The following is a 12,191-nucleotide window of genomic DNA, read 5'->3' on the forward strand; positions in this document are numbered from 1 at the left end:
TAGCGTCCACGCAGGGTCGCGATGCGGCCGACGTGCCGCTCATCCACACCTTCGACCCTAAACAGTTGACAGGATTTCAAATCTGGGCGGATGAGGTGTGGCCCTGAGTTGCTTGACCAGCCTTGGCAGAGAAACCGGGTAGAGGATCAGGCGGTTCCCGGCTCCAAGGACTGGTCCGTCAGGGCGTGTCGTATGGCAGTCAGCAAAGGCTCCGGGCTCAGCGGCTTGTGCAGCAACAGGAAGCCGCTGGCGCTCGCCTCCCGGATGCGTGCGGGCGAGGTGTCGCCGGTCAGAAGAATTCCGGGCAGCCGGGCGGCGAAATGCCGCTCCAGCCGTCGGATTGCCTCCGATCCGGTTTCCATGCCCTTGAGCCGGAAATCGGCGATGACCAAGTCCGGCACCTGGCTCCCCAACCGCTCCACCGCCGTGTCGCCATCGGATGCCGCGACCACATCATAGCCCAACTCGTGGAGGAAGGCGGCGACCCCGTCGAGAACGGCCGTGTCGTCGTCGATCACCACCACCCGCTCGCCGTTGCCGCCGTCGGATACGACCATCTCCTCGTCCTTCGGAAGAGAATCGTCCGGACCGGCCAACGGAACCAGGATCTCGAACATAGATCCCTGCCCTGGTGCCGATTGGACCCGGATCGGGTGATGGAGCAGCGCGGCGAGGCGCTCCACGATGGAGAGCCCCAACCCCAACCCCTGCCGCCGGTCACGCTCCGGATTGTCGACCTGATGGAACTCCTCGAAGATCGACGTCAACTGGTTCGACGGAATGCCGCGCCCGGTGTCCCAGACCTGAATGCGCAGGTTCGGCCCGGCACGGCGGCAACCCACCAGAATGCGACCCTGGTCGGTGTATTTGACCGCGTTGGCGATGAAGTTCCGCAGGATACGCTCCAGCAGCTTGGGGTCGCTCTGCACCGACAGGCTGGTCCGAACGCTGTGCAATGTCAGTTCGGCCGCCTCGGCCAAGGGCGATAACTCGGCGCACAGCGAATCGATCATCGTCTGGACCGGACATGACCGGAGCGTCACCTGGATGATGCCGGCGTCGAGACGCGACACATCCAGGATGTCGTCGAGCATGGCGGTCATGGCGCCCAGCGCGTTGCCCATGCTGACCAGCAGCTTGGCCGCCGCCTCGCCCTGAGGTTGCATCGCCACCAGATGATGGAACATCAGCAGGGCCTGGACCGGCTGACGCAGGTCGTGGCTGGCAGCGGCGAGAAATCGGGTTTTGCTGGCGCTTGCCAGTTCGGCGGCAGCCTTGGCGGCGGCAAGGGCTTCGCGCACGCGCACCTGCTCCGTGACGTCTTCCATCGCCAACAGGATCAGTTGGCCCGCCTGATTGAGCCGGCGGGCGTTCAGCAGCAGGGTGCGGCGTCCCTCGGCACCCTGCTCGCCGACACCCTGACCGATGGTCAGTTCCAGCGCATCGATGACCGTGCCGTCGGGTACGATCCGTTCCAGCGCCTGGTGCAGGGCGGGATCGCCCAGCAGGCCGCCGGCCGTCTCGGCCAGTTGGACGCCGAGCACGCCGTCCGGCGTGGTGGCGAAGGATCGGTGGAAGGCCGCACTCGCGCCGACCACCCGCAGCGTCTCGTCCAGCACCAGCAGCGGTTCGCGGACAGTGTCGACGATGGCCTGGGCGAAATCGCGCTCGGCCCGCGCCGTGCGCAGCACCCCCGCCCGTTCGATGACCAACCCCAGCACGGTGGCGATGGCCTGGACGAATTCCAGGTCGGCATCGCTGAACCGTCCGGCCTTGCGGCTCAGAACCGCGAGAATGGATGGCCCGCGTGCCTCGCCGCCGAAGGGAACCGCCAGACCGCTGACGAAGTGGCTGCCCGATAGCGCCATGGAGGAGCGGACACGTTGATCGGTGGCGAAATCCTTGACGATCGACGGCTGCCGGGACCGGAACACCCGTCCGACCAGTGTCGACATGTCGCTGGGAATCCTGACGGCAGGCTCCTGTGGAAGGGAGAGGCCGGCACTGCCGATCAGGATCAGATCGTCAGCGTCCCCGGTGCGCCGGCCCGACGGATCCTCGCCGGGACCGAGGATGGCGACGCCGTCCGCTCCCAGCCCTTCGGCAATCAGACGGGCCGCTTCCGTCAGTGTCTCCGGTCCTTCCGCTCCGATGAGGTCCTTGTGTCCGAGATCGGCGATCAGCTTGTACTGGCGGGCCTGCAGAGCCATGGCCAGACTGGTGCGCTTCAGCGGCGTCACGTCGCTGAAGGTGATCACGACCCCCTCTCCCCGGCCTTGCTGCGTCCGGTAGGGCTGGATGCGGCGCAGGAAGGTCGCATCGTCGTCCGTCGACACTTCGCGTTCCGACGGCATCAGGGATGACAGCACCGACCGGATGTCGGGCAGCAGGCAAGGATCGGAGAAATGTCGGGCGATATCGGTGATCAGGCGCCCGGCGTCCTGCGGCAGCAGAGCGAACAGCCGGGTCGCCGATGGCGTGAAACGCTTCATCCGCAGCTCCGACGACAGGAAGACCGTGGCGATGTCGGTGCTGCTCAGCAGATTGCTCAGATCGTTGGTGGTCGCCTCCAACTCGTCGACCTTTTCATGCAGCTGGGAGTTCAGCGTGCTGAGTTCCTCGTTGAGGGATTGCAGCTCTTCCTTGGATGTCTCCAGCTCCTCGGTGGTCGACTGGTACTCCTCGCCGATCGACAGGACCTCCTCGTTGGCGATCCGCAGCGCCTCGCTGGTGGCGCTGAGTTCTTCGATGGTGTCGTTCAACTCCTCGCGGGTCATGCGCAGCTCGTTTTCGAGCTGTTCGACGCCGTCGATTTCCATCGGCAGCGGCGCGGTCTCGGCGACCGGCGTGCTTGTTGGTACAGCGCGGTCCGCCGTGAATGTCACCAGAAGCAAGTCACTGCCGGCCCGCGGGAAACGCACCGGGATAACCAGAATGGTCACCGGCACCACGACGCCGTGACGCTTGTGCCGAATTCCGGAGACTTGAACCCGGCCATGCAAGGAGAGCGCCTGCGTGACGGCGCGGCGGAGCTGCAGGCGCAATTCCCCGCGTGTCATCGCCGTCAGATCCCAGGGCGGTTCTCCCGTCGGCAGGTCGAGGAAGTCGCCGGTCGGACCGAAGAGATATTGGATGCGATGCAGCCCGTCGATCAGGACGGCCGCCGGCGCGTATTCAAGCAGCAGGGCCTGTCGGATGATGTCTGCCGGGCTGGTGCCGCGCAAGGGGGTGGGCAGTGTCGGGACCGGGATCGCGGACCGCCCTCCCGTCGGCAGGACCGCCATCGCACTGCTGCGCGTCGCACCGATCTTGCGATAGAGGCGCCATTTTTTTGAAAGAGGCGCGAACATGCTGGAGAGCGTGTCAAGGTTCTCCGCCGTACCGAGGAACAGGCCGCCATTATCCAGCAAGGCGAAATGGAACAGGGTGAAGATGGCCTTCTGCACGTCCGGCTCGATATAGATCAGCATGTTGCGGCAACTGATCAGGTCGAGCTTGGAAAAAGGCGGATCGCTGAGCAGATCGTGCTGGGCGAAGGACACCACATCGCGCAATGGCTTGGCGACCTTGTAGCCGTCCTCGACCTTGGTGAAGAAGCGGGCGAGCCGTTCGACCGACACGTCGACCGTGATGGTTTCGGGATACAGGCCGGTGCGGGCGACGGTCAGCGCCCGATTGTCCACGTCGGTCGCGAAGACCCGGAAGCCGGGGGATAAGCCGCTCCGTGCGCAGGCCTCCATCAACAGGATTGCGATGGAGTAAGCCTCTTCCCCGGTTGCGCAGGCCGGGACCCAGACGCGGATCGGCTTGCCCGCCGGCTGGTTCCGCACCAGCGGGACGATGTAGTCTCCGGCCAGGATGTCGAATGCCGGACCATCGCGGAAAAAGCGCGTCACGCTGATCAGGATGTCGCGGGACAGCAGTTCGATTTCGGCCGGGTGGGTGCCCAGAAAGGCCCGGTATTCCGTCATATCGGCGATATGGTGAATCCCCATGCGCCGTTCGATGCGGCGGATCAGCGACCGCGGCTTGTAAGCCTTGTGATCGCGCTTGGTGTGCGCGCTCAGCAGATCGAGGATGCCGTCCAGTGAGCCGTCCGGCGCATCGGCCTTCTGAACCGTTGCCGGGCCGATGTAGGGTTGGTGGACGAAATCGACGATGGCACCGGGCATGCGCTCCGGCGGCAGGATATAGTCGGCCATGCCGGTGGCGATGGCGCTGCCCGGCATGCCGTCGAAGTCGGCGGTCGTCGGATCCTGCACGACCACCAGCCCGCCGCATTCCTTGATCGAACGCAGTCCATTGGTGCCGTCGGCGCCGGTACCGGACAGCACGACGCAGATCGCCTTCTCCTGCTGGTCGGTCGCCAGTGTGCGGAAGAAGATGTCGATGGGCAGGGTCGCGTCGACAGGCTGCCGCGATTCGCGGATGCGCAGTTGGCCGGCCTCCATGGTCGGCAACCGACCCGCCGGAGCGATGTAGATGTGATCGGCCTCCAGCGGAATCCCGTCATGGGCCGTAAGGACCGGCAGCACCGTCACATTTTTCAACAGGTCGGCAAGCAATCGTTCATTGTTCGGGATCCGGTGCTGAATCACCACAAAGGCCAAGCCGCTGTCAGCCGGTACCCCCCTAAGCAGGGCCGTGATGGCTTTGAGACCGCCAGCCGAGGCACCGATACCGACGATCGCCAAAGGGCCGGGCCGTATGCGCCGCTGTTCATCCTGATCCATACGGGGAATGTCCTGACAATGACGATCCGTGCCTTCATCCGCCGACATCATGATCGCCTCCTGCCAATAGGATGATCCCAGCCAGCGAAACTTTTAACCAAGCCTCGCCGCGCCGGGGTTCATGGCAGGAGAGTATGGGGCTGGCGTACAGACACTAAACAATTAGAGCGCTTATAAATTTACCGCATGATCTCAAATAGACAAAAAGTTAAAATAATTACACCCATAACTTCACGGTAGTCTCAGGCAAATTGTGCAATAACCGCAAAGTTAATGCGCAAATTATGGCCTGTCAATCAATAATTTTTATAAATTCTATATTTTTGATCTATGTGAAGTTCCGCAAAAATAGATGTGTTGTTCTGCACAGAAACGCCACTCGGAATGGGAAAATATTGATTACGCATCGGCGCGATGCAGCGAAGATGTGGCTCAGCCACATCTTCTATAACAACAGGTTGGCAGAACCTGTGCCTGGACTTGCGGGATAATCGGCTGATCTGTCCGGTTGCGGCAACCCGCTTCGCAATGGACCGGAGGACGTCAAGTCCCGTGCGGTGCGTGCCACGTCGCCGGCTTCACGCGTCCGTCCATGGCCGGCAGGGCGGCAATCCCAACATGCCGTCGGAGAAAATCAGGTCACTCTGCATCCGCAAAGCCGTTGTTGAGGCCCCAGAGGGCGGCCTGCGTGCGGTTCGAGACTTCGATCTTGCGCAGCAAACTCTTGAGGTGAATCTTGACGGTCGCCTCGGTGATCCGGAGGTGGTTGGCGATCGTCTTGTTGGAGCTGCCATTCTGCAGGCAGCGCAGAACCTGAGCCTCGCGCTTGGAAACACCTTTTTGCGGTACCGCCAGATCGGCGGCACCGTTCAGGCGACCGCCGATCAGCAGTGCGGCCAAGGCACTGGGGAAGACCGTTTCACCGATCATGACAAGCCGCAACGACTGCGCCAGCGCCTCCATGGACATGTCCTTCATCAAGAATCCGTCCGCACCGGCCTGGATGGCCTTCGTCATGATTTCGGCGTCCAGCGTGCCGGTAAGCACTACCACATGCGTGTCCGGGCAAGCCACCTTCAATGACCGGACAAGATCCGCGAAGTCGCCGATGCCAACAGGGTCGATCAGAATGACCTGCGAAGCGTCGCCCTCCTGGACAATCTGAAGCGCCGCCTTGAGAGACGATGTCTCTTTGGCGATGTGAAAGCCCTGCTCCGCGAACATGACTTTCAAGCCCTGGCGAAACAGATTGTTCGCATCTATCAAGGATACGGAAACAAAAGACATTGCCAGATACTCCAAGTTTCTAGGATAATCTGGCAGTCTTGCGCTTAAAATATTGGAATAGCGACCCGCTCTTTGGAGAATATTTCAGCTCTTGATAAGAGAGAATTTTGAAATTCGTGCTTGAACAAACGAGGAAAGTCCTGGCCCGTCCGGTCACGCCCGGCCAGCGGGCACGGAGTCCGGGATCATGGCGTGCAGAGCTGTCCCCGATGGAATGGAGAAGGGGCGTCATGGACGTCCCTCCGATACGGACCCCGGCGTCAGGGTGTCAGCCATCGCCGGAATTACCGGATATGGAGGCTCCATAACCGCCTGTGCCGCTCCGTCATTGCCGGCACAGGACCAGCGGACATGGCAGGGTTCCCCTGCCGCCGATTGCGCCAGCACGACGCTGGCGAAGCCCAGCCGTTCCGCCGCTTGCGCTTCCCGAATGGCTTTGGCGAGCGCATCGATCTGGTCGGTGCAGGGCGGATAGACGAAGCCGTCCGCCCGGACGATCCATCCGGCGTGGGTTTTAAGAATGAAGAAGGCCAGCCTTGTCCGGGAATTCATAAAGTGCCTCCGATGTGGGCCGGTTTGCCGGCAATGGCGGCAGCCATGCCATCCGGATCGAGTCACGCCAGGAAACACCTTGGATTTGCGATCTTCGGCAAAATGAGCAGGCCTGGGGTGGCTTTGAAATAATCAAAGTGGGGTTCGCTAAGATTTCCACAATGGGATATCCCCGAAAGTCATAAGTGTACATTCGAAATTTTGAAATCATTTTTGTGTTTCTATTGAGAGAAATCTATCGATAAACGACAATTGAAGCTGTGAGTTATTTAGAAAGACCTTCAACAGCTCCGCCGCAGGTTATGTCCGCTGCGGCGGGAGGCGGCCGAACGGCCGCCCCATCTGTTGTGCACGTTTCAGATCAGCGCTTGTTGCCGGGCTTGTTGCCGACGGGCTCCACCTTGACGTCGCTGCGGCGGGCGACGGTTCCCACGGTCTTTTCCTGTTCGGAAGCGGTCTTGGACAGCACGACCTCCCCGACCACGCGGGCTTCCTTGGTGATTTCCGGCGTTTCGGAGGTTGCCGTCAGCTCGACGGTCTTCTCGCCGAACGCAGCCTTCTCCTCGTCGGGGCGGAGAGGACGGTCGACCTTGCGATGTTCCACGCCCACCGCCTCGTCGCGCAGCGTTACGGTCTCCCGAATTGGGGTTTCCGTGATCTGCGACACGGCTTTCAATCCGCCTTTGGCGACCCGGCGCTTGCCGATCTCGACCTCCTCCTTCACCGACTGGAGGGTTTCCTGCTCGACGGTGGCGCCATTGCCCGCCTTCTGGGCCGGTTTCTGCGCTGCCGCAACGACAGGCAGGGTGTCAGGCAGGTCGATGGCTCCATTCTCGTCGAGGATCGCCTCCGCCGCATCGGCGTCCCGGTCGGCGATGTCGGCAGCGACCAGGATGTGGCCGTGCCGGACAGCCATGCCGTACTGCTCGGCCAAGTCCTTTTGAAATCCATGTCCCAGCAGTCCCTGGGCGGCTTCGTCGGCGCTGTCGGCACCGTCGAAGGTCTCGATGTCGACCTCCTGGCAGCCTGCCGCGACCAACGCCTGGAACGCATTCCTGGCCGAACCGCTTTCCTTGTAAAGTCCGACGACGATCGTGCTCATGATATTCTCCAATGGAATTTCGGGTGTTTTGGGTAGTTTGTGTATTTGTTTGTGTATTTCCGGGCGGGTCAGACCTCGGAGTCCTCTTCCAACGCAGGATCCCGGTCGATCACCACCTCCTGACGGCGCAGCGTGACGGTGTCGGACATCCTGCCGACCGTGGTGCGGCGGGTGATCCGGACCTCCTCCACCAGCTTCAGGCGGACCTCCACCGTCGCCACCTCCTCGATCACCGAGATGACGGTGGTGTCGCCGTCCTGGCGGTCGGGGATCGGGCCGTCGACGAACCGTCCGATGGGAACCCGCTCGACCTCCAGTGTTTCCATCGACAGGTCGGCTTCGACCGACTGTTCCCGCTCATGGCTGAAGGTGCTGGCGCGGACGGTCCCGGTGACCTGTCGGCGTTTGCGGACGCCCACCTGCTCTTCGACGGTGAGAAGCGTCTGCGTCTCCTTTTCCGAACCGGTCAACGGAGATCCTCCCGAAATACTGTCATGCGGTTTTGGAGAGCGCCGGCGGTGTCAGGCGCCAGGCCGGGGCGGGCTGTGAGCGGTGTCTTGCGACATCCGGGACGCGGCCTGGGCGACGCGGACATTGACCTCGAAGAAGGCCAGCCATCCGCCGAGCAGGTAGCGTTGTCCCGCCGTCATGATGTCCTGCGGGCCGCGGGCCTGGAGCATGCTGCCCAACAGTTCGTTCTGGCGTTCCGCGGCTTGGCCCATGAAGGAGACCGCTTCTGAAATGGCCGTTCCATAGCCTGCCATCAGGGCCCCGCCGAGTGCCGTGGCCCGATCGCCACTCTCGTCGAGACCGTCTTTGAGAGCACGGTCGAATCTCTGGCCAGCGGTCCGGACGGTTTCCGGAAAGCCCTGGTTGCCTGAAGCGCCGGGTAGCCTCGGCGGCCAGGGCCTCGGCTGCCGACCAAGCTCACGGGCAGGTTTCGCCGTGTGCTCCTCGCTGGCGCTTCGGATGCCGGCCTCCTTCGGCGCGTCGTTGCCCGCCGCGGCTTCGTCGCTGGCACTGCGAATGGTGGGGCGATTGGTCGGGCGAATGGTGGATGTGGAATAAGTGCCGTCGTCCATGACGTCTCCATGACTGTTTGGGGTGCGAGAGCTGAAAGGGAGCGCTGTGCTCTACCTCGATGACTTAATCCTATATTATGCCGCACCGCAAAATATCAATGGTTTTGAAAATATAATCTGAAATTAAGAACTATAAATTGCCGAATATAAAGGAGATGTTCTTTTGGTATTGCGAGGATATATTTTACATACGCAAGAATGTCAGGAGGTTTTTTGTCGTGGATCAATCGTTATATTTTTCCATTCGGCGCCGAACTGGCGAGCGGGCTCTGCCACTTCTTCGCCTGGGAAGGCTGCATTCAGCGGCTATATCCTTTTCGAACAATGGATCGGACGAAGGAGCGCTGCATGCCCGATAATCCCCGCGACCAACAGGACGCAGAGAGAATGGTCAGGATTGAGGCAGCGCGCGGTGGCCCCTTTGTGGTGGCCGCGGAAACGACCCTGATGCCCATGCTGATCGCCGACCCCACCCTGCCGGATATCCCGATCGTCTTCGCCAATGCCGCATTTACCAAGCTCAGCGGCTATGCGCGCGAAGAGATTCTGGGCAAGAGCTATCATCTGCTGTCCGGCTCCGGCACCGACCCGGAGGTGGCGCGCGCCATCGGCCTCGCCCTACGCGCCGGCGAGGCCATCGTGCGTCAGGTCCATCTCTATCGAAGGGATGGAAAGCCGCTATGGGTGCTCCAGCATGTCGCACCCGTTTTCGAAGAAGACCGTATCCGCCACCATTTCGTGTCCTTTGTCGACATCACCGAGCGCAAGGCGGCGGAAGACGGATTGCGCCAGCTCAACGAAGAACTCGATCACCGTGTCTCGGTGCGTACCGGGCGGCTGGATGAACTCAATCGCCAACTTGCCGCCGAAGTTGAGCGCCGCACCGAGGTGGAGCGTGTGCTGCGCAACACCCTTGCCGACAAGGACGTGCTGCTGCGCGACAAGGACAACCTGATGAAGGAGGTGAACCACCGCGTCAAAAACACCCTCCAGATGGCCTCGTCCTTCCTGCGCATCCAGTTGGACCTCACCCATGGCCGGGAGCCGGCCGTGCAGGAGGCACTGCACAGCGCCGTGGAAAGGCTGGACCGCATGGCCGAGATCCACGAGAAGCTCTACCGGACGCAGGGGTTGCAGGAGATCGAATTCGGGGGGTATCTGCGGATGCTGTGCCGCGACCTGCTGGTGTCCTTCGAGCCTGCACAGAGTTTGCGGGTGGTGCTGGATGTCGACGCCGACGAGGTGTTCCTGAAACCGGATCAGGCCATCCCGCTGGCCCTCATCGCCAACGAGGCGATGATCAATGCGCTGAAATACGCCTTCCCGGACGGGCGATCCGGCCGCATCGCCGTCTCGTTCCGGGAAATCTCGTACGAAGTCCTGCGCATGAGCATCAGTGACGACGGCATCGGCATGGCCGACGAACGACGCTTGGGGTCGCTCGGCCTCACCTTGATGGAGTTGCTGGCCGAGCAGGTCAAAGGCGGTCTGAGCGTCGGGTCCGGCGCCGGCACGACCGTTACGGTGTCGATCCCGTCATGACCTCGGTCTTGCCCCCGCATATCCCGACATCCGAAGTTTTGCGTGGCCTGCTCGCCGAAGCTCCGGCCGAGGGCGTTACATTCGGCTGGCTGCTGGGCAGGCTGCACAAGCGCTCCTTCGGCGTCGTCCTGCTGTTGCTGGCAGTGATCGGGCTGACTCCGGGAACATCGCCGGTCGTCGGGCTGCTGCTGACCATTCCCGCCCTCCAGATGATCCTCGCGCGGGAAACGCCGGCCTTTCCCAGGACGATCATGTCGCGGCGTTTCTCGACACAGCGCCTGGTCCGTATGGTCGATCGTACCGTGCCGGTGCTGAGGCGCATGGAGACGGTCATACGCCCACGCTGGAAGATGCCGCTCGAGACGACGACGCGCGTGGTCGGATTGGTCGTCCTCGTGCTTGCAGGCGTCTTCTTCGTTCCCATTCCGCTGAGCAATGTCGTCCCGGCGGTGACGATCATGCTGATCGCCTTGGCCTATCTGGAAGAGGACGGGGTGTTGTTGGCAGTATCGCTGGCGATGGCCGCCGCCGTTCTCATCGCCACGGCGATCACCGTCTGGCAGTCGGTCGAGGCGGTCCGGTCCATGTTTTTTTGAGCCGTGGCTCACATCGGTCAGGCCCGCGTATGGCACTGCGGGGGGAAGATCATCCATCCGGACATGATCGACAATGCTGTTGGACCGGCGTCCCATCCGGCGAAGCGGCATATGGCAGGTTTTTGCCGCGTGCTTTGGCATGCAGGCCGTTGCTCAATCGCGCCAAATGGAGAGAAGGCATCATAAGGGATGCTCAAGAATCATTCAGGTAGAGGATCCTGCCCGGCGGAGGCAGGCGGCAGTACGAGCTAAATAAGCATCAATGTAATTATTTGGCTCTCCCCATTGTAACTAAATTTGTCGGCACCATATTTCAAACCAAATATCCGGAAGGAGATCGCCATGTCGCTCACGCACGGGACGTTGTCGGAGTGGATGGTTTCAGAGCGTGCCGCCTGGGCTTTGTCCGCGCCGAAATGGAAGAACATGGCTTATCTGACACTTGGCGTCTCAGTCGGCTTTCTTGCCGGGCTGCTGTTCTCCAGTTCGGGCGGATAGACAGCTGCTTTCAAGGAAATCCGCCGGACATGAATGGGAGCACCCTTCGATGACCACCGCATTCACTCGCACCACCAGCAGGACCATAACGTTCGCCCATCCTTTTGCCTTGAGCGGCGTCGACGGGGTGCAACCGGCGGGAAGCTACATCGTGGAGACCGACGAGGAGTTGATCGACTCGCTTTCCTTCCCTGTGTATCGGCGCAGCGCGACCTGGATCCGTCTTCCGCAGTCCAATCGCGGAATGGCCATGGAGCAGACGGTGCTCATCGACCCCGATGAACTGGGCCGGCTCCTGGAACCGGCGGAAAACGGAAATCTCCTGCCCGGATGAACCCCGTTGCGAGGACCGGGCAGAGCGATGCTCCGCCCATCGCAGAAAGCCGCTCCGCACCGGAGTTTACCGCAGAGGAGATGTCGTCATGCAAACCGTGCAACTGAAACATCGGTCGTCGTCGGTCCATTTCCTGAACGGAAAAATGTTCATTCAAACCGCGTCCGTGCCTTCGGTGACCCTGGGGATCGGCGATGAGCGTCTACGCCAGCGGGAGCGCGGCACTCTGCTTCGCAACTGGGACGATGACGGTGGTGCGCAACCAAAGCAGGATGCTAAAGAGTGAGTTGACCGTCCGCGTCAGAATTTGGCATCGACTGTGAGGAAGAACGCCACCAGGGACGGCCGGCCATCGTCCCGCGGGGGTGCTCCAGTTGAAATGTAGAAGAACTCATCGCCGACCAGAGCGCCATCCCCGGCATCCTCAAACGACATCGATCCGGATCGTCAGGATCTGTGGAAGGG

The 12,191-nt window shown here is 61.7% G+C and carries 11 protein-coding genes; 5 read left to right on the forward strand and 6 right to left on the reverse strand.

Annotation, left to right across the window (positions count from 1 at the left end; translation table 11 throughout):
• Positions 1–146: 146 nt before the first annotated feature.
• The 6 genes from ABNQ39_RS15050 to ABNQ39_RS15075 all read right to left on the reverse strand — a co-directional run bounded on the left by ABNQ39_RS15050 (position 147) and on the right by ABNQ39_RS15075 (position 8,756).
• Complete coding sequence (locus ABNQ39_RS15050) at positions 147–4,784, reverse strand: chemotaxis protein CheB (RefSeq protein ID WP_376961211.1); 4,638 nt, start codon at positions 4,782–4,784, stop codon at positions 147–149.
• A gap of 588 nt (positions 4,785–5,372) precedes the next feature.
• Positions 5,373–6,020, reverse strand: a complete 648-nt coding sequence (locus tag ABNQ39_RS15055) for a LuxR C-terminal-related transcriptional regulator (RefSeq protein ID WP_376961213.1) — start codon at positions 6,018–6,020, stop codon at positions 5,373–5,375.
• 228 nt (positions 6,021–6,248) lie between these two features.
• Positions 6,249–6,572: a hypothetical protein gene (locus ABNQ39_RS15060; RefSeq protein ID WP_376961215.1), complete on the reverse strand. Its 324-nt coding sequence runs from the start codon at positions 6,570–6,572 to the stop codon at positions 6,249–6,251.
• 361 nt (positions 6,573–6,933) lie between these two features.
• A complete protein-coding gene (locus ABNQ39_RS15065; protein WP_376961217.1) occupies positions 6,934–7,674 on the reverse strand; it encodes a YsnF/AvaK domain-containing protein in 741 nt (246 codons plus the stop codon).
• A gap of 68 nt (positions 7,675–7,742) precedes the next feature.
• A complete protein-coding gene (locus tag ABNQ39_RS15070) occupies positions 7,743–8,144 on the reverse strand; it encodes a YsnF/AvaK domain-containing protein (protein ID WP_098735093.1) in 402 nt (133 codons plus the stop codon).
• Between the two features lie 51 nt (positions 8,145–8,195).
• On the reverse strand, positions 8,196–8,756 hold the full coding sequence (locus tag ABNQ39_RS15075; protein ID WP_376961220.1) for a hypothetical protein: 561 nt from the start codon (positions 8,754–8,756) through the stop codon (positions 8,196–8,198).
• Positions 8,757–9,104: 348 nt separating this feature from the next.
• Here ABNQ39_RS15075 and ABNQ39_RS15080 point away from each other — a divergent pair, with 348 nt between their 5' ends.
• From ABNQ39_RS15080 to ABNQ39_RS15100, 5 genes are all read left to right on the forward strand, one after another.
• A complete protein-coding gene (locus ABNQ39_RS15080; RefSeq protein WP_376961222.1) occupies positions 9,105–10,298 on the forward strand; it encodes a sensor histidine kinase in 1,194 nt (397 codons plus the stop codon).
• Positions 10,295–10,894 (forward strand): exopolysaccharide biosynthesis protein, encoded by a 600-nt coding sequence (locus ABNQ39_RS15085; RefSeq protein WP_376961224.1) that lies wholly within the window; start codon positions 10,295–10,297, stop codon positions 10,892–10,894. The genes ABNQ39_RS15080 and ABNQ39_RS15085 overlap by 4 nt, the downstream gene beginning before the upstream one ends.
• Positions 10,895–11,236: 342 nt before the next feature.
• The gene (locus ABNQ39_RS15090) at positions 11,237–11,392 is read left to right on the forward strand and encodes a hypothetical protein (protein WP_158279295.1); all 156 of its coding nucleotides are present in this window, start codon (positions 11,237–11,239) and stop codon (positions 11,390–11,392) included.
• A 49-nt stretch (positions 11,393–11,441) separates the two neighbouring features.
• Positions 11,442–11,726, forward strand: coding sequence for a hypothetical protein (locus tag ABNQ39_RS15095; protein WP_376961226.1), 285 nt, complete (start codon positions 11,442–11,444; stop codon positions 11,724–11,726).
• Positions 11,727–11,814: 88 nt separating this feature from the next.
• Positions 11,815–12,012: a hypothetical protein gene (locus ABNQ39_RS15100; RefSeq protein ID WP_376961228.1), complete on the forward strand. Its 198-nt coding sequence runs from the start codon at positions 11,815–11,817 to the stop codon at positions 12,010–12,012.
• Positions 12,013–12,191: the final 179 nt, after the last annotated feature.

It is taken from the genome of Azospirillum sp. A26 (assembly GCF_042604635.1).
Taxonomy (GTDB): domain Bacteria; phylum Pseudomonadota; class Alphaproteobacteria; order Azospirillales; family Azospirillaceae; genus Azospirillum; species Azospirillum palustre.